Source organism: Bradyrhizobium macuxiense, from assembly GCF_007993935.1.
Lineage (GTDB): Bacteria > Pseudomonadota > Alphaproteobacteria > Rhizobiales > Xanthobacteraceae > Bradyrhizobium > Bradyrhizobium macuxiense_A.
On sequence record NZ_VITY01000010.1, the window covers coordinates 80,440 to 97,470 of the forward strand.

The following is a 17,031-nucleotide window of genomic DNA, read 5'->3' on the forward strand; positions in this document are numbered from 1 at the left end:
GCTATCCCGGCAGGAAGATCGCGAACGGCTCGTCGATCGTGCGGCGCAGATGCTCGCGATAGACGGCGTAGTTCGCATCGTCAGCCGATACCCGGCCAAGACTCGGCTTGGGCACGTTCTTGATCGGCAGGAACGCGATCGGCGCGGCAACCGGCGTCAGCAGCGAGCCGCGGCCGGCGAGCAGCGTCGTGATGATGCCGTACATCTCGCCGGAATTGCGCGGGCGCGAGACCGTGATCACGCGATGCTGGCCATGCCTGTTAGTCACGAGATAGACAAAGCCGGATTCATTGGGCACCGCCACCTCGCCATACTGGGTGTAGTCGGCGTCCTGCCGCTCGCCCTCGCGGAAGCCGAGCGATGACGACGCGTCGTCCCATGCGATCTCGGTGCGATAGGCATAGAACGCGCCCGGCTCGCCGAACGACGGCCGCACCGTGATGTAGGTCCCTTCGATCCGCGCCACCGAGCGGCGCGAATAGGATCCGAGGCTATCGGGCGCGATCCCGCCATTGGCGGGCGCCGCGACCGTGATCGCCTCCGGCAGCTTGCGCAGGGAGACGCCGAGCGCCTGCTCGAGCCGCACGGTGGTCGCCAGCGTGAACGGGCGGCGGCCGCCGAGCACCTTCTCCAAGGTCGAGAGGCTGAGCTTGGCCTGCTCGGCCAGCGTCTGCCGCGAGATGCGGCGGCGCGCGATTTCCTCGCGGATGGTCTCCGCGACCTGCCGGCTCTGCTCGGCGGAAAGCTGCTTGTCAGGCGTCGGCATTCTGATTCCTGCCCGGTTCCCCTTGATTCCGCGCAGTCTACCAGACCGGACAATCCATCACAAAACCGCACAAACCCGCCTTGACCGGCGGCGGGCCGCGCCGGACGGCGGCCAATCATTGCCGATCATTCTGCTCGCGCCAAAACCGCCACTCTCCATGATTGCGAGGCAGCGAAAGTCTCGCTCGGGAGTGACGACAATGACGATTTACGATGCATGTGAGAGCAGTCCGCAGATACGCATGTCGCGCAGGATGCGCATCGCGCTGTTCTTCCTGGTGGAAGGCGTAGCCGCGCTGGTGATCGGCTTTGCAGCGCTGTTCCTGAGTTTCGATCCGGTGTGGTCGGCCGAGTTGCCGCAACAGGCGGTGCTGCGGCCATCAGATGCGCGCTCCGGCTCGCTGCTGTTCAAGACCGACGACGGCTACAGGGATGCCTTGAGGCTCGGCGTTGATGTCGACCTCACCGTGTCGGGCCCGACCGTCCGCGCCCGCGTCACGCAGATCTTCCGCAACCCCACCAAGGACTGGGTGGAGGCGACCTACGTCTATCCGCTGCCGGCGGGCGGCGCGGTCGATACGCTGAAGATGGTGGTCGGCGACCGCATCGTGGTCGGCGACATCAAGGAGCGGCAGCAGGCCCGCGCCATCTACGAGCAGGCCAAGCAGAATGGCCAGAAGGCGGCGCTCACCGAACAGGAGCGGCCGAACATCTTCACCAACTCGGTCGCGAATATCGGCCCGGGCGAAACCGTGCTGGTGCAGATCGAGTATCAGGAGCCGGTGCAGCAGAACGGCAACGAGTTCTCGCTGCGGGTGCCGATGGTGGTCGGCCCGCGCTACAATCCACGCCCCGTGGTGCAGAGCGTCGACCTCCGTGCCGATGGCAATGGCTGGGGCGCCACGACAACCGATCCGGTGCCGGATCGCGACCGCATCGCGTCCGAGGTGCTCGATCCCGCCACCAACGCGCCGATCAATCCGACCAACATCACGGTGCATCTCAACGCCGGCTTCCCGCTCGGCGAGGTGACGAGCCATTTCCACCAGGTCAGGATCGAGAGCCCTGACAGCGCCACGCGCGTCGTCAAGCTCGCCGAAGGCCCGGTGCCGGCCGATCGCGATTTCGAGCTGACCTGGAAGCCGGTTGCCGAGAAGGCGCCGTCGGTCGGGCTGTTCCGCGAGCATCTCGGCAATTCCGACTATCTGCTGGCCTTCGTCACGCCGCCATCGGTCGAGCAGCCCCAGCAGAGGCCGCTGCCGCGCGAGGTGATCTTCGTGATCGACAATTCCGGCTCGATGGGCGGCACCTCGATCATCCAGGCCAAGGCGAGCCTCACTTACGCGCTCGGCCGTTTGCAGCCGATTGATCGCTTCAACGTGATCCGCTTCGACGACACCATGGACACGCTGTTCCCGGCGCCGGTCGCGGCCAACAGCGCCAATATCGGCAACGCGACGGCGTTCGTCAGTGCGATACAGGCCCGCGGCGGCACCGAGATGGTGCCGGCGATGCGCGCCGCGCTGGCCGACACCAACCACGACGACGCTGATCATGTCCGGCAAGTGGTGTTCCTGACCGACGGCGCCATCGGCAACGAGCAGCAATTGTTCGAGACCATCAGCGCGCTGCGCGGCCGCTCACGGGTGTTCATGGTCGGCATCGGCTCGGCGCCGAACACTTACCTCATGACGCGCGCCGCCGAGCTCGGCCGCGGCACCTTCACCCATATCGGCTCGGTCGAGCAGGTCGACGAACGCATGCGCGACCTGTTTGCCAAGCTCGAGAATCCCGCGGTGACCAATCTCTCCGCGAAATTCTCCGAGGCGACCGCCGACCTGACGCCGTCGGCACTGCGCGACGTCTATCGCGACGAGCCGCTGGTGCTGGCTGCGAAGCTCGACAAGCTCACCGGCTCGATCGAGATCAAGGGCCGCATCGGCGACCGTCCGTGGAGCGTGACGCTGCCGCTCGCGAATGCCGCCGAAGGCAAGGGCCTCTCCAAGCTGTGGGCGCGCCGCAAGATCGCGGATGCCGAGGTCGCGCGCACCACGCGGCAGGCGAACCCGGAGGATGCCGACAAGACCATCCTTGCGCTGGCGCTGGAGCACCAGCTCGTGACGCGGCTGACCAGCCTCGTTGCGGTCGACAAGACGCCGAGCCGTCCCGACGGCGCGCCGCTGAAGCTGTCCGAGCTGCCGCTCAACCTGCCCGCCGGTTGGGATTTCGCAAAAGTGTTCGGCGAGCGTCCGAGTCTTCCGGCTGCACCGGGCGAGCGTCGCGCTGAGGCAGGCAACGGCAAGGTGCAGCTCGCCGCGCTGAAGCGGTCACCGGTCGCAACGCAAGGTCCCGGTACCATCCAGCTGCCGAAGACCGCGACCGATGCCGAATTGAAGATGGTCGCCGGTGTGATCCTGCTCACGGTCAGCCTTCTGCTTCTGGTGTTCAACCGGCGTCAGACGTCGCCCCAATGACGTCGGATGAAAGGAGAAGGTGCCCCCCGACCTCCTCCTTTCCAAGAGCGCGCGCGGCCTTCCCACCCGTCCCCCAAGGGCCGCGCGCGCAGTTTTCCTCAACCGTCATTGCGAGCGAAGCGAAGCAATCCATGCCACCATTCGGGGAAAGATGGATTGCTTCGTCGCTTCGCTCCTCGCAATGACGAGGATTGCCGAAAATGCGCCGCCTCATCCTCCCCCTCGCCTTCGCCCTCGTCGGCCTGATCCTGTTTGGCCAGGGCGCCTATATCCATGCCAAGGCGCTGCTTGCGCAGGTGCTGCTGGAGCGCGCCTTCGCGCAGACCATCGCGACCGGCCAGCCGGTGAAGCCGTGGCGCTGGGCCGATACCTGGCCGGTCGCCCGGATCGAGGTGAAGCGCCTGCACGCGTCCGCGATCGTGCTCGCCGGGAGCAGCGGCCAGGCGCTGGCGTTCGGCCCCGGCCATGTCGAGCAGAGCGTCGATGCCGGCGAGCGCGGCGTCGCGGTCTATTCCGCGCATCGCGACACCCATTTCCGGTTTCTGAAAGATATCACAATCGGTGACGAGATCGACGTCACGAGGAGCGACGGCAAGCTGTTTCGCTACCGGGCCGATCGCAGCGCGGTCGTCCGTTTCGATCAATCCGGCATCGATCCGCTGACCGGCCGTTATGAACTGGTGCTGTCGACCTGCTGGCCGTTCGACGCGCTGACATCGGGGCCCGAGCGCTATCTGCTGCACGCGACCTTGATCGAATCCGATTCTGGCCGGCCCGAATCGGGTTCCTGACGCGCATCGATTTTGCGCCTGCCGGGATATTGCAAGCGATGCCCTGACTTGCGCCAGCGTGAGTTGCTACCCCCTTTCCCTCGCCATAAAAACAATGAAAAATCGCGTCCTGCGGTGATGCACCGTGGGCCAGAGGAAACAAGCAGAACAAGGATAAGGGCAGGCTCCATGGAAGCTTTCGCAAGCACCGCGTCTCATGTGTCCCACAAATGGGCGCCGCCCGCTGATGCCAGCGACATCGTCAAGAGCATTCATGCGATGCTGCACCCGCGCAACATCGTGCTGGTCGGCGCCACCGACAAGCCCGGCAACTACGCCGAACGGATCTGGAACAACCTGATCAAGTACAAATATGCCGGCGGCCTGTTTCCGATCAACGCCAAGCGCGAAACCATCTGGGGCGTCACCTGCTACAAGGATTTCGCCAGCCTTCCCGAGAAGCCCGACCACGTGCTGGTGCTGGTGCCGGCCCGCTTTGCCGTGCAGGTGATCCGCGACGCGGCCGCCGCCGGCGCCCGCTCGGCGACCATCGTCACCTCTGGCTTCAGCGAGCTGCAGGACGAGGAGAGCCAGCGGCTCGCGGTCGAGCTGAAGCAGGCGATCAAGGAGACCGGGCTTGCCGTCACCGGTCCGAACTGCCTCGGCAATCTCAGCGCCGGCGAGAACCTGTTCACCAATATCGACGACCGCATCGTCACCATGGAGCCGGGCGCGGTCGCGATCGCCGGCCAATCGGGCGCGATCGTGATGGCGATCCGCCAGGCGCTGGAGGATCGCGGCGTCGGCGTCGGCTACATGGTCACGACCGGCAACGAATCCGGGCTCGAGACGCCGGACCTGATGAGCTATTTCGCGGCCGATCCGAGCATCCGCGTCATCGTGGTCTATCTCGAAGGCGTCAGGAACACCAAGGTGTTCCGCGACGCCTGCAAGGCCGCGCGCGCCGCCGGCAAGCCGGTCATCGCGCTCAAGCTCGGCGCCTCCGAAGGCGGCCGCGCCGCGGCGATGGCGCATACCGGTGCGCTCGCCGGCTCGATCGAGACATTCGATGCGATCTCGACCCGCGAGGGCGTGATCCGGGTGCGCGGACTGGATGAATTGATCGAAACCACCGAGTGCTTCGTCCATGCCGATCCGCCGAAGGGCAACCGCCTCGCGGCAGTGTCGCTGTCGGGCGGCAAGCGCGGGCTTCTGATCGACGCGTTCTATTCCGCCGGCCTGAACTTCGCGCCGCTGAGCCCGAACGCGTCCGAGCAGCTGGCGAAGATGCTCGGCCCCGGCAGCATCGTCGGCAATCCGCTCGACGCCGGCTTTGCCGCCGTGGTCGATCCCTCCGTCTACATGAAGTCGATCAAGATCATGATCGACGATCCCGACACCGACATCGTCATCATCGACGCCGAGCTGCCGAAGGCGCCGCACGAGTTGCGCGAGCGTAATCTGCGCATCGTCAACGAGATGGCAGGGCAGGCCCACAAGCCCGTGATCTATATCAGCGCGATGTCGATCGGCTTCACCGACTTTACCAAGGGACTGCGCAAGTCACTGCCCAATATCGCAGTCATGCAGGGCCTCGACCGTGCGGTCGGCGCGATCAAGTCGCTGGTCGAATATGCCGGTCTGCGCAAGGAAGTGCCTGACATCGTGTCGAGCTCGAAGGCGTCGGCGCGCGCGGTGCTGGAGAAGACACTGAAGGCCGCCAACGGCGCCGCCGCGCTCGACGAGGTCGCCTCGAAGCAGCTGCTCAAGGCCTATGGCATCCCGATCTCGAAGGAAGACGTCGCGCAGACCGCGGCGGAAGCCGTGAAGATCGCCAAGGCGATCGGCTTTCCGGTGGTCGCCAAGGTGGTCAGCCCCGACATCCTGCACAAGTCGGATATCGGCGGCGTGGTGCTGAACCTCGCCAACGCGGCCGAGGTGAAGAAGGCGTTCAACGACATCACCGCGCGGGTGAAGAAGCTGAAGGGCAAGCCGAAGCTCGAGGGCATCCTGATCGCGCAGCAGGTCAAGGCCGACCTCGAGCTCGTGGTCGGCGCCTCGCTCGATGCCGAGATGGGCCCGGTGGTGCTGTTCGGCACCGGCGGCGTCGACATCGAATTGATGAAGGACGTCGCCCTGGCCGGCGCGCCTCTCGATGCAGCCGAGGCGAAGGAGCTGATCGCCAAGACCAAGGCCGGGGTGAAGATGAAAGGCTATCGCGGCAAGCCCGCGCTGCACGAGGCGTCTGCAGTGAAGGCGCTGGTCGGGCTCTCCAACCTGATGGCCGACGCCAATGGCCGCATCGCCTCGATCGACGTCAACCCGTTCCTGATCAACAGCAAGCTCGGCGTCGCAGTCGACGGCCTGATCGTGCTGAACAACGCCGCCGCAAACAAGGCGGCGGGGCATTAGGTTCAGACGCGCCCTCTTAGTTCCGTCATCCTGAGGTACGAGCGGAGCGAGCCTCGAAGGATGACGGAACTATAAAGCTTCGCCGGCAGCTCGATCCACGGCGCGCAGCCAATCCATCACCGTCACCCTGAGGTGGCCGCTTCTTCAGCGGCCCTCGAAGGGCGACGGCCCGGCTGGTGGCCGTTCATCCTTCGAGGCGCGCAAGAGCGCGCACCTCAGGATGACGGATTGCGAGTGTAACGCCGGTTCGAACGCGCTGTAATCTAAAAACTCGCGCCCCACTGCAACGCGGTCTGCATCACCCAGTCGCGATAGAGCGTGAGCGGCGTCACGCCGGTGATGCCGCCGCAGCCGGCAGTGCCGTTCGGGCCGGTGGACCAGCTCACCACGCCGACGATGACCGGCCCACTTTGCTTGTCCTCGAACACGGGCGCGCCGGAATCGCCGGTGCAGGCCCCGAGTCCGTCGCGCACGCCCTGCCCAACCGGGTCGACGAGACGGATCTGCAGCGTGCCGGGCTTGCCACTCGCGATCAGGCCGGCGACGCGAATGCTGCCGCCGCTCTTGCCGTCGCCGCGCACGGTGACACCGACGCCCGCGACGGTGAAGCGGCCGCCGACCTGGATCGGGATGTTGGGCATGCCGAGTGTGGCCGGCGCCTTGCCTGCGGAAGGCACCGCTAGTTGCAGCAACGCGACATCGGCGGTGGCGACATGGTTGATCATCGCCTGCATCCGGAAGCCGGGATGGATCGCGACCGTCTTGACGTCCTGCAGCTTCGGCTGCCGATCCGCGCCGTACTCGACGATCTTGTAGTCGGCGCCGGGCTGCACGCAATGCGCCGCGGTCAGCACCACCTTCGGCGCAATCAGCGCGCCGGTGCAGAAATTGCCGCGCGAGCCGACGATGGTGACGACCGAGCGCGCGACGCCGTCGGTCGACGGCGCGCCGCCACCGACGATGGCGAAGGCCGGCGTCGCCATCAGCATCGTGAGAAAGGCCGTCGCTCGAATCAAATTCGTCATGGAACCCCGTCGATCTGCATCGGAATTGAGCGCATCCGAGGCGCGGCATTGGGTCGCTCACACTCGGCCCCGGTGAACACGCAATCTTGTACAGAGCATCCGCGCCTGCATGCGTCAATTATCTAAATATCTAGCCGCCGATGACTACGGCGTTGAAGTCACCGCCGGATTTCCCGCAGCGCCTTGGTGCGCACGCGCTTCGCATCGTCGCTTTGCCGCGCTATCCGAGACGTCGCACCGTGCACGGTGCTCTCGGCACGACGCCCGAATGTGAACTGCATCTCTTGATCCTGCGCATCTCGGGGCCGTACTTTCGGCTCGATAACAATACAACCTCTGGCAGCATACCGCATACTTACCTTCATGACTTTCTGGATGCCGGTGCCGTCGACCACCAGACGGCTTTTCATCCGCCATTTCGTTGAGTTCGAGGATAATGATGAGGATCGCGGTCGTCACGCCGATCAGGCTGTTCAGCGAGGGGCTTACCTCGAGTTTCCAGAACCACGCCGAGTTTGCCGTCGAGGCAGCTGTCTCCGACCTTGCCGGCCTGCGCGCGGCGCTCGAGACGGGCGGTGTGAACGTCATCCTGATCGACGTCACACAGGGCATCGATCTCGACGAGGTGCGGGTGATCGCGAGCGAGCATGCCGACATCGCCCTGGTCGCGCTCGGTCTCAACGAGGACCGGCGTGACGTGGTTCAGTGCGGCCGGGCCGGGTTCAGCGGCTACATTTCCCGGAATGCCAGCTTCGACGAACTCTGCCGCGCGCTGTCGGACGTCGCATCGGGACGGCTTGCCTGCAGCGCCGAGATTTCCGGCGGCCTGCTGCGCGCGCTGTTTTGCATGGAGCGCCAGAGCGATACGATCGACGCGGACCAGGGACTGACGCGCCGCGAAAGCGAGGTTCTCAAGCTCATCGGACAAGGCATGTCGAACAAGGAGATCGCGCGCGATCTCAACCTCAGCCTGGCGACCGTCAAGCACCACGTCCATCACGTGCTGCAGAAGCTCGGCCTGCCGCGCCGCGCGCAGGCGATGCGTCGGGTGCGCGAGGCGCCGTGGATCGCATCAACTGCGCCGGCTCTCGATCGTCGCCGCGAGCTCGACTGACACCAGCCACCTGAATTCCGCATTCGGCTTATCGCAGCACGTGCACGCATTGGTGCTGAGATGCGGCGGCGGCTTTGCACGCTTGCGCGCGCATCACGCCGTGGGACCGATCCCGACTAAATCCTTTGATCGATCTTTCGACGCGCACGGTCGATCTCCTGGATCGGTCGATCAGCATCATCGGCCCGATCCTTTTTGAGCCACCGCGGCGAATAGGCCTTTCGCAGCACACCTGCCACAACAGCACCAACGCAGCGACACACCGCTCCTATCGCTCGCTGCGTGAAAGCAGATTGCCGTGGAAGGCGGATCGGCTGCACGAAATTCGCAGCAGACCGGCCAGGATTGATTTCATGAATTCAGTTGCCGACATCGCTGGTCTGACTGCCTTGTGGCAGAGAACGTCGGGTGGCGACCCCACGGTGAAGATCGCCATCATCGACGGTCCCGTCGATCTCAATCATCCCTCGCTTGGGCAGGCGCGCGTCGCCATGGGCGGCGAATTCGTCGCGCCGTCTTCGCCGACGATCCAGTCCGAGCACGGCACGCATGTCACGAGCGTGCTGATGGGCACACCTGGCAGCCCGGTGCTCGGCGTCGCGCCGAATTGCAGCGCGACGGTGTTCTCGATCTATCGCGAGGACGCCGCTGGACAGATCGAGCCCTCCTCGCAAAGCACGCTGGCGCTCGCGATCAACCAGGCGCTCGCCGCCGGTGCCGACGTCATCAACATCAGCAGCGGCCAGCAGTCCGCGACAGGACAGGCCGATCGCATTCTGGTCGACGCGGTGCGCGCCTGCGAACGCGCCGGCAAGCTGATCGTCGCGGCCGCCGGCAATGACGGCTGCCGCTGCGTCCAGGTGCCGGGCAGCCTCTCGTCGGTGCTGGCGGTCGGCGCGTGCGATCTGGCCGGCAATCCGCTGCCCTTCAGCAATTTCGGCGACGCCTATCTCGAGAACGGCATCCTCGCGCCGGGCGAGAACATCGCCGGCGCCTCGCCGGTCCGCAACGTCAGTTTGCGTTCCGGAACGAGCTTCGCTGCGCCGATCGTCACCGGTGTCGTCGCGCTTTTGCTCTCATGCCTGCGCCAGAACGGACGCAAGGCCGATCCGCAAGCCGTCCGTGCCGCGCTGCTCGAAAGCGCGGCGCCCTGCCGGAGCGACGGCAGCGCCTCGCGCTGCCTCGCCGGACGGCTCGATATTCCCGCGGCTGTCGCCGCCCTGCTTGGCGAGCAGGCGGACGCCGTCATGCCGTCGGGTGCCACGGCCGCGTCTCCCCGCTTCTGGGGAGTGTCCGCGCGCCCTTTCCTCCAACCGTCATCCGCCGCTCAGCCAACTGCAACCAGAGAGGATTCCATGGGAGATCTATCAGCAATGTCTGCACCATCGGCTCCGCGCATATTCGGGCCGGACGGCTCGGTCCTGCGAAGCAGCGCCGGGATCATGCCAAGCGAGGCGCAGCCCGCCGCACCGGCAGCACCTGCGGCAATGGCCGTTCCCGCTGATCACGGCGTCGTCGCCGCGCCGATCGCAGCGCCCGCGCCGTATCCGTACCACGCTCCCCATCCGGGCGGCGACATGGTCTGGATGCCGGCACCGGCTCCGCAGATGGTCATGCCGCAGATGGCGATGCCAACCGCCGGCATGATGCCGCAAACCTGGCTGCAGCCGCAGCAGATGCCGGCGCTGATGCCGAGCAACGCGCTTCCCGTCGCAATGCCGCAGGCGCTGCCGATGTACGAAGCGCCCGCGGTACGAACCAGCGAGAAGAGCTGCGGTTGTCGCGGGGGCATGCGTCCGCGGGGCACGGCGACCGAGCCCACCGGTCAACTCGCCTTCCCGATCGGCCGGCTGTTCTACGATTTCGGCAAGGAAGCCCGCCTCGACTACTTCGTGCAGGCGATCGCCAACTGGCGCGACAGCCTGATCGGCCGCGGCGACCCGGCGTTCGGAACGGATCGCGACCGCTCCGGCGACACCTCGGCACCGTACAACCCGGCGATCATGGCGCGCTATCTGTTGAACCAGGCCGAAGGCGAGACGTCGGCGCCGGCCGGCTCCGGCAACAACTTCCCGGACGCCGACGCCATCACCTGGACGATGACGATCGATTCGATCCCGATCTACGCGATCAAGCCGCTCGACGTGTTCGGTCTCGGGTTCTTCGCCGCGCTGATCCTGGCGCTGTGGCACCAGGAGGTCTCGCGCGACGATCCCGCGACGGCCCGTACCGTGGTGAAAGCGACAGCGGCCGTGGCCGACGCCGACGCACGACCGACGGCGAACCCGCCATTCCCGCCGCCGGGCGGCGTCGCGCGGGTCTCGATGGCCGGCTGGGTCGACAGCGCCAACACGACCAAGCTGCTGAACGGCACCGTCGTGCCGACGCTGGTGACCGATTGGCGCGGCTTCTACCAGTGGGATCTGTTCACACTGTTTGGACCACTCCCCTGGCCGGACGGCGCGGAAGGCTTCCTCGAGCGGATCTACAACGAGTTCCGCAACGTCGGTCTCTCGCCGCAGGATCGCGCGCTGAATTATTCCGCGATGAATGCCTACAACACGCGGAAGATCTTCATTGAGGCCGCCAAGAAGGGCCTGCGGCTCGACACCGTCGAGGTCGACCAGAGCGTCATTTGCCGGCCGGACTCGGATTGCCACGACGTGACGTACCGCTTCTTCAACCCGACGCAGGTCCTGACCCAGGCGCGCGAAGTCTATCAGTACACGATCGACGTCAGCGACGTGGTGCCGGTGGCGGTCGGGCCGCTGCGGTACTGGCAGGTCTATTGAGGCAATTGCTCCTCTGCGTCCGGAGGAGATCGGAACGTGGCGCGAATGAGCGTCACGTGGTCCAGGGGATCGACGCGATGAGCGATCCCTTGGGCGACGTCCAGCGACGGCGACCGCGGTCGGGTGACCACCTCCCGTAGTTGCCGTCAATTCAAACCGAAAGAAGGAGCTGAACATGTACGCAAGGAACGACTTTGAGACCTTCGGCAGCGTGCGTAGCCCGATCCAGTGTGAGGGCATCGAGCGCGGTCCGAAGCGGATTGCTGAAGTGGCGACCAACGGGTCGGTCAACCCGCAGGGTTGGGGCGACATCCTCGGCGGGATCGCAAAGGTGGCGATCCCCGCCCTCAGCGGCGTCCTCGGCATCTGATCGCCGAACTCGGGGCCCGGCGCTGTCGGGCCCCACCCATCCTCAAGGAGGCCACCATGATGCAGAAATCCACCGCCCGGAGCCCACAGCAACAGCAGCAGAACGGTCGCCGGATCGAGCCCTCCGGGAAGATCGTCGTGTCATCAGTCGTGACCCACGCCTCGCTGCTCGCCGCGATCAGCGACCGCAACCCGATCATCGCCAAACGCACCACATCCGACGAGGACAAGACCTGAAGTCCAAATCCTGAACTCATCGTCATACCCCAACCTATGGAGCCGATGCCATGGCAAGACCGCCCCGCCAATCCGGACCCGGCAATGCCGCCCCGCCGCCGGCGGAAGCAACAGCCTCAGCCTCAGCCGTCGCCGACGCACGGCGCCCGCTGGAAGCGGCTGTTGTCGCCCGTCCGAAGATCGCCACCACGCCCGCTCCGCCGACGACCTCGGCCTACATGGCACCGCCGCAGGGCCCCGGCGCCCCCCAGCAGATGCGCCATGACGGCTCGCCGAGCTCGGAGGAGAGACTCAACACCGCGATGAAGGTCCTGCTCGATCCGGCGGCACGTGCGATGCAGAGCAAGGTTTATTCCGGACAGGCGCGAAATTGGACCCGCCGATCGTGACCGGCTTTGCACGTTGAGGCGCGCTTCGATTCGTTACCAACGCAACGGCCCGCCCGATCCGGTGGCGCGGCCGTTGCCGTTCGCCGGAGAGAGACATGGACGAGAACGGCAATCATCCGACCATCAATCTGCGCGGCGCCGTCTTCACATGCGTGGGCCTCGGAACACTCCTGTTTCTCACGGCCGGCACCGTGCGCTGGACCGGCGCATGGCTGTTCCTGCTCGAGATCACGATCGGCGGACTGATCACCGAGGCCTGGCTCGCCAGGCACGATCCGGGACTGCTGGCGGAGCGGCGCACCGTGCGCGGCCAGGCCGAATGGGATCGCGTCATCACATCGATCATGCCGCTGTTGTGGCTGACATGGCTGCCGCTAATGGCGCTGGATGCGGTGCGCTACCAGGCATCGGTCGTCCCCTTCTGGCTGCAATGCGCCGGCGCGCTGATGATCGCCGCATCGTTCTACATCGTCTACCGGACCTATCGCGCAAACAGCTACGCCGCGCCGGTCGTGAAGATCCAGCGCGAGCGCGGGCATGCCGCGGTGACCACCGGGCCGTACGCCTATGTGCGGCACCCGATCTATGCCAGCGGCCTGTTGACCTATGCCGGCACGCCGCTGCTGCTCGGATCCTGGTACGGCCTTGTCATCGTGCCGGTCATGGCGGCGCTGCTCGGCCTGAGGTCGATGATGGAGGAGCGGATGCTCACCGCCGAGCTCGACGGCTATGCCGAATATCTCGGGCGCGTGCGTTACCGCCTGGTTCCGATGGTCTGGTGAGCCCGTTCCGTATGGCGGAGTTTGCCGCGAACTGGCGGCTTGCCTGATCGGCGGCAATTCCAATAAAGAAGGCGTAACGCGCGTTTCCCTGTCTTCGGCCAAACGGCCGGACGACCCGAGGCGAAGCCGCCGCTTTGCAACGGGCAGGACATTGATGATCGAGGCAGTGATCTGGGATTTCGGCGGCGTCTTGACCACCTCGCCGTTCGAGGCATTCGCGCGCTATGAGACCGAGCGTGGCCTGCCGATCGACATCATCCGCCGCACCAACGCCGCCAACCATCTCGAAAACGCCTGGGCCAAGTTCGAGCGCGCCGAGATCGGGATCGACGCGTTCGACGCGCTGTTCGCAATGGAATCCAAGGCGCTCGGCGCCGAGGTGCGCGGCAAGGACGTGCTGCCGCTGCTCTCCGGTGACCTGCGGCCCGAAATGGTCGAGGCGCTCAAGCGCATCAAGGCGCAGTTCAAGACCGGCTGCATCACCAACAATCTGCCGTCGAACGCAATCGGCAGCCACAGCGGACGCACGCTCTATGTCGCCGAGGTTATGGCGCTGTTCGACCATGTCATCGAGTCCGCGAAGATCGGCCTGCGCAAGCCCGATCCGCGCATCTACCGGATGATGGTGGAGACGCTGCAAGTGAACCCTGCGAACTGCGTCTATCTCGACGATCTCGGGGTCAATTTGAAGCCGGCGCGCGAGATGGGCATGACCACGATCAAGGTCGCGAACGCCGCGCAGGCGATCTCCGAGCTTGAAGCGGCGACCGGCCTCACGCTGAGGTGAAGCGGCTTACCCGCACATTCACTCCGCATTCAGGCGGCGGCCTCTAATTGTCAGCCTCCCCGTGGATCACGGCGCGATCGCAAGATCGCATCATGATCCTTTCCTGGTCTGAGCATGACGTTCCGGAAAACCGATGCTCGTTTCTCCGGATCATGCCCGCGGAGGCACATCCCATGAAACGTCTCGTCGTCGCCCTGGTCTCGGCCACCTCGCTGCTGGTCTCGGTCGCAGCGTTCGCGCAATCAACCTCAACCCCCGCAGCGACGCCGGCGGCAGCTCCCGCGCAGGAGAGCACGTCCACAGCGCCGGTGCCCGGTGCGAAGCGCGCGGCCTGTCAGAGCGCGGCGAAGGCGCTGAAGGGTCAGGAGCGGCACGACCAGATGCAGCTCTGCATGGCGCAAGCGCATCTCGACTGCCTGAAGCAGGCGATCGACCAGAAGATCGTCGGCCCGCAGCGCAAGGATTTCGTGAAGAGCTGCGCAAGCTAAAGGCGCCGGCAAGCGGTGGCCACGATAGGCGTTCTGTAGCCCGGATGGAGCGCAGCGAAATCCGGGACAGACTATCCGGGGAAAAACCTCCCCGGATTGCGCTTCGCTTCATCCGGGCTACGCACTTCCTTTGGTATTGCGCTCGGCGGAATACCCCGGAACCATGCGCCAACTCCAGCCTTTGGTCTCCTCGCCGTTGCGGGCCAAACGAGCCTTGTGCTTTGCCCGCAACGGGCGCAGAACAGGTCCGAGTTCAAGGCAAATTCGGAGCTGATCCTCGTGGCTGACACCAGGCCCACCGCCTCGATCGAGGCCGTGGAAAGCGGCCTCGCCGCACAAGGCTATATTGCGAGCCGGCAGATCGCGACCGCAGTCTATCTGTCGCAGCAGATCGAGAAGCCGATCCTGGTCGAAGGCCCCGCCGGCGTCGGCAAGACCGAGCTGGCAAAGGCGATCGCCGCCTGGCGCGGCATGAAGATGATCCGCTTGCAGTGCTACGAGGGCCTCGATGAGGCCAAGGCACTGTATGAGTGGAAATACGCCAAGCAGCTGCTCTACACCCAGATCCTGAAGGACAAGCTCGGCGAGGTGCTCGGCGGCGCGCAGTCGCTGGCGGCGGCGCTCGACCAGCTCCACACCTTCGGCGACGTGTTTTTCTCCAAGGAATTCGTCGAGCCGCGGCCGCTGCTGCAGGCGCTGGAGCAGCCCGCCGGCTGCGTGCTGCTGATCGACGAGATCGACAAGTCGGACGCCGAATTCGAATCGCTGCTCTTGGAAATCCTCTCCGACTTCCAGGTCACGATCCCCGAGCTCGGCACCGTCTCCGCGGTGGCGCCGCCGACCGTGATCCTGACCTCGAACAGCGAACGCGATCTCGGCGACGCCTTGAAGCGGCGCTGCCTGCATCTGCACATCGGCTTCCCCGAGCAGAAGCTGGAAGAGCGCATCGTCGAGAGCCGGGTGCCCGGCATCTCGCAGACGCTGCGCAAGCAGATGGTCGGCTTCATCCACGAGATCCGCTCGCTGGACCTGAAGAAGCTGCCCTCGGTCAGCGAAGCGATCGACTGGGCGCGCGTGCTGGTGCTGCTGCAGGCCAGCGAGCTCGACCACGAGATCGTCAAGGACACGCTCAACGTGCTCCTGAAATACGAGGCCGACATCGAGGCCGCGACGCCGCAGATCTCGTCCTTCATCGCCAAGGCGTCGCGCCAGGGCGTGTTTAGTTAAGCCAAGATGCGCGAGAACCTGCATCGCTTCTTTCGTGCGGCGCGGGGAGCCGGGGTCCGGGTCTCGCCGGCCGAAAGCATCGATGCGATGCGGGCGGTCGCGCAGGTCGGTTTCAACGACCGCGATATCCTGCGCGACACGTTCCTGCTGACGCTTGCCAAGACCCAGGACGAGAAGCGCGCACTCGGCGAATGCTTCGACCTGTTCTTCAGCCAGCCCGAGCCGCAGCAGGAAAGCGCCGAGCAGAGCAGGACGGACGACAACAAAGAATCCGGCGCCAACCCGTCGGCCGACGAGCATGGCGATAACGCGGGCGGCGCAGCCAACGAGAATGTCGGGCCGCTGGCGCAGATGCTGCTGTCGCAGGATCGCTCCGCGATCTCGACGGCGATCGCCAACGCCTCCGGCGCAGCCTCGCTGCCCGACATCCGCTATTTCACCCAGCGCGGCATCTTCCAGACCCGCATCCTCGATGCGATGGGCATCCAGCGCCTGCGCGACGACATCGACGAGCAGACCACGCGCAATCCGGCGCTCGCCGAGCGGCTGCAGGAGGCGCTCAACGGCCTGCGCGGCACCGTTCGCGACGCCGTCTCGCAGGCCCTGCTGCTCTATGGCCGCGAAGAGGCCGAGAACCTGCGCAACGAGATCCTGCGCAACGCGCCACTGGCTCGGATCGAGCCGCGCCAGGTCGAGCAGATGCGCGCGCTGATCCGCCAGATCGCGCGGCGGCTGCGCGAGCGCTATTCCAAGCCGCGCAAGCGCCAGCGCCGCGGCCATCTCGACGTCCGCCGCACGCTGCGCCGGAACGCGGCCTGGGGTGGCGTTCCCTTCCTGACAGCGTGGAAGCGCAAGCATCGCGACCGGCCGAAGATCGTCGCGCTGTGCGACGTCTCGGGTTCGGTCGCCCGCGTCTCGGACTTCTTCCTGCTCCTGATCCACAGCCTGCACGAGGTCGTCGACGACGTCCGCTCCTTCGCCTTCTCCGGCCATTTGATCGAGGTCAGCGACATCCTGGAATCGAACTCGCCGGAAGAGGCGATGAAGGAGATCATGTCCAAGGTCGGCTTCGGTTCGTCCGATTACGGCAATTCCTTCGCCGATTTCGAAGACAATTGGATGAGCGCGATCACGCCGCAGACCACGGTGATCGTGCTCGGCGATGCCCGCAGTAACAATCTCGATCCGCGCGCCGACATCCTGCGCCGCATCGGCGAGCGCTCGAAGCGGCTGGTCTGGCTCAACCCCGAGGGCCGTATGGTCTGGGGCTTCGGCGATTCCGAGATGCCGCGCTACGCGACCTTCTGCACCGTGGTGCGCCAGTGCGCGACCGCCCAGCAGCTCGAGCGCGCCGTGTCGGATATCGTCGCGACTTATCAGTAGATCGCTCAGCCGCCCGG

16 protein-coding genes are annotated in these 17,031 nt (G+C 65.7%); 13 read left to right on the forward strand and 3 right to left on the reverse strand.

The window, feature by feature from the left end; translation table 11 throughout:
• Position 1: 1 nt before the first annotated feature.
• Complete coding sequence (locus tag FBZ93_RS25420) at positions 2-766, reverse strand: helix-turn-helix domain-containing protein (protein ID WP_146989543.1); 765 nt, start codon at positions 764-766, stop codon at positions 2-4.
• A gap of 241 nt (positions 767-1,007) precedes the next feature.
• Here FBZ93_RS25420 and FBZ93_RS25425 point away from each other — a divergent pair, with 241 nt between their 5' ends.
• The 3 genes from FBZ93_RS25425 (at position 1,008) to FBZ93_RS25435 (ending at position 6,421) form a co-directional block, all read left to right on the forward strand.
• On the forward strand, positions 1,008-3,239 hold the full coding sequence (locus FBZ93_RS25425; RefSeq protein ID WP_433995443.1) for a marine proteobacterial sortase target protein: 2,232 nt from the start codon (positions 1,008-1,010) through the stop codon (positions 3,237-3,239).
• A 200-nt stretch (positions 3,240-3,439) separates the two neighbouring features.
• Positions 3,440-4,030, forward strand: a complete 591-nt coding sequence (locus FBZ93_RS25430) for a class GN sortase (protein ID WP_146989547.1) — start codon at positions 3,440-3,442, stop codon at positions 4,028-4,030.
• A 168-nt stretch (positions 4,031-4,198) separates the two neighbouring features.
• A complete protein-coding gene (locus FBZ93_RS25435) occupies positions 4,199-6,421 on the forward strand; it encodes an acetate--CoA ligase family protein (RefSeq protein ID WP_146989549.1) in 2,223 nt (740 codons plus the stop codon).
• 263 nt (positions 6,422-6,684) lie between these two features.
• Here the strand turns inward: FBZ93_RS25435 and FBZ93_RS25440 are convergent, their stop codons facing one another.
• Entirely contained in the window at positions 6,685-7,446 is a 762-nt protein-coding gene (locus FBZ93_RS25440; protein WP_208764054.1) for a S1 family peptidase, read from the reverse strand.
• Positions 7,447-7,604: 158 nt separating this feature from the next.
• Positions 7,605-7,856 carry a hypothetical protein gene (locus FBZ93_RS25445; RefSeq protein WP_146989551.1) on the reverse strand — a complete coding sequence of 84 codons (252 nt, stop codon included), beginning with the start codon at positions 7,854-7,856 and terminating at the stop codon, positions 7,605-7,607.
• A gap of 29 nt (positions 7,857-7,885) precedes the next feature.
• On the opposite strand from FBZ93_RS25445, the gene FBZ93_RS25450 reads away from it, so the two are divergent.
• The 10 genes from FBZ93_RS25450 to FBZ93_RS25495 all read left to right on the forward strand — a co-directional run bounded on the left by FBZ93_RS25450 (position 7,886) and on the right by FBZ93_RS25495 (position 17,014).
• Complete coding sequence (locus FBZ93_RS25450; RefSeq protein WP_146989553.1) at positions 7,886-8,560, forward strand: LuxR C-terminal-related transcriptional regulator; 675 nt, start codon at positions 7,886-7,888, stop codon at positions 8,558-8,560.
• 353 nt (positions 8,561-8,913) lie between these two features.
• On the forward strand, positions 8,914-11,352 hold the full coding sequence (locus tag FBZ93_RS25455; protein ID WP_146989554.1) for a S8 family serine peptidase: 2,439 nt from the start codon (positions 8,914-8,916) through the stop codon (positions 11,350-11,352).
• A 175-nt stretch (positions 11,353-11,527) separates the two neighbouring features.
• Complete coding sequence (locus FBZ93_RS25460; protein ID WP_076864612.1) at positions 11,528-11,722, forward strand: hypothetical protein; 195 nt, start codon at positions 11,528-11,530, stop codon at positions 11,720-11,722.
• 56 nt (positions 11,723-11,778) lie between these two features.
• Positions 11,779-11,958, forward strand: a complete 180-nt coding sequence (locus FBZ93_RS25465) for a hypothetical protein (RefSeq protein WP_146989556.1) — start codon at positions 11,779-11,781, stop codon at positions 11,956-11,958.
• 50 nt (positions 11,959-12,008) lie between these two features.
• Entirely contained in the window at positions 12,009-12,347 is a 339-nt protein-coding gene (locus FBZ93_RS25470; protein WP_146989558.1) for a hypothetical protein, read from the forward strand.
• Positions 12,348-12,442: 95 nt separating this feature from the next.
• Positions 12,443-13,129: a methyltransferase family protein gene (locus tag FBZ93_RS25475; RefSeq protein ID WP_146989559.1), complete on the forward strand. Its 687-nt coding sequence runs from the start codon at positions 12,443-12,445 to the stop codon at positions 13,127-13,129.
• Positions 13,130-13,283: 154 nt separating this feature from the next.
• Positions 13,284-13,916 carry an HAD-IA family hydrolase gene (locus FBZ93_RS25480; RefSeq protein WP_208764055.1) on the forward strand — a complete coding sequence of 211 codons (633 nt, stop codon included), beginning with the start codon at positions 13,284-13,286 and terminating at the stop codon, positions 13,914-13,916.
• A 173-nt stretch (positions 13,917-14,089) separates the two neighbouring features.
• Positions 14,090-14,404 (forward strand): hypothetical protein, encoded by a 315-nt coding sequence (locus FBZ93_RS25485; RefSeq protein ID WP_146989561.1) that lies wholly within the window; start codon positions 14,090-14,092, stop codon positions 14,402-14,404.
• Between the two features lie 279 nt (positions 14,405-14,683).
• Positions 14,684-15,631, forward strand: a complete 948-nt coding sequence (locus FBZ93_RS25490; protein ID WP_021078095.1) for an AAA family ATPase — start codon at positions 14,684-14,686, stop codon at positions 15,629-15,631.
• 6 nt (positions 15,632-15,637) lie between these two features.
• Positions 15,638-17,014, forward strand: coding sequence for a vWA domain-containing protein (locus FBZ93_RS25495; RefSeq protein ID WP_146989563.1), 1,377 nt, complete (start codon positions 15,638-15,640; stop codon positions 17,012-17,014).
• The last annotated feature ends 17 nt before the right edge of the window (positions 17,015-17,031 follow it).

Excerpts from the sequence above, each read along its gene's own strand:
- FBZ93_RS25455 (WP_146989554.1), top strand. The coding sequence starts at position 8,914 with ATGAATTCAGTTGCCGACATCGCTGGTCTGACTGCCTTGTGGCAGAGA.
- FBZ93_RS25425 (WP_433995443.1), top strand. The coding sequence starts at position 1,008 with ATGTCGCGCAGGATGCGCATCGCGCTGTTCTTCCTGGTGGAAGGCGTA.
- FBZ93_RS25445 (WP_146989551.1), bottom strand. The coding sequence starts at position 7,856 with ATGAAAAGCCGTCTGGTGGTCGACGGCACCGGCATCCAGAAAGTCATG.
- FBZ93_RS25450 (WP_146989553.1), top strand. The coding sequence starts at position 7,886 with ATGAGGATCGCGGTCGTCACGCCGATCAGGCTGTTCAGCGAGGGGCTT.
- FBZ93_RS25435 (WP_146989549.1), top strand. The coding sequence starts at position 4,199 with ATGGAAGCTTTCGCAAGCACCGCGTCTCATGTGTCCCACAAATGGGCG.
- FBZ93_RS25495 (WP_146989563.1), top strand. The coding sequence starts at position 15,638 with ATGCGCGAGAACCTGCATCGCTTCTTTCGTGCGGCGCGGGGAGCCGGG.
- FBZ93_RS25470 (WP_146989558.1), top strand. The coding sequence starts at position 12,009 with ATGGCAAGACCGCCCCGCCAATCCGGACCCGGCAATGCCGCCCCGCCG.
- FBZ93_RS25460 (WP_076864612.1), top strand. The coding sequence starts at position 11,528 with ATGTACGCAAGGAACGACTTTGAGACCTTCGGCAGCGTGCGTAGCCCG.
- FBZ93_RS25430 (WP_146989547.1), top strand. The coding sequence starts at position 3,440 with ATGCGCCGCCTCATCCTCCCCCTCGCCTTCGCCCTCGTCGGCCTGATC.
- FBZ93_RS25440 (WP_208764054.1), bottom strand. The coding sequence starts at position 7,446 with ATGACGAATTTGATTCGAGCGACGGCCTTTCTCACGATGCTGATGGCG.
- FBZ93_RS25420 (WP_146989543.1), bottom strand. The coding sequence starts at position 766 with ATGCCGACGCCTGACAAGCAGCTTTCCGCCGAGCAGAGCCGGCAGGTC.
- FBZ93_RS25485 (WP_146989561.1), top strand. The coding sequence starts at position 14,090 with ATGAAACGTCTCGTCGTCGCCCTGGTCTCGGCCACCTCGCTGCTGGTC.
- FBZ93_RS25465 (WP_146989556.1), top strand. The coding sequence starts at position 11,779 with ATGATGCAGAAATCCACCGCCCGGAGCCCACAGCAACAGCAGCAGAAC.
- FBZ93_RS25475 (WP_146989559.1), top strand. The coding sequence starts at position 12,443 with ATGGACGAGAACGGCAATCATCCGACCATCAATCTGCGCGGCGCCGTC.
- FBZ93_RS25480 (WP_208764055.1), top strand. The coding sequence starts at position 13,284 with ATGATCGAGGCAGTGATCTGGGATTTCGGCGGCGTCTTGACCACCTCG.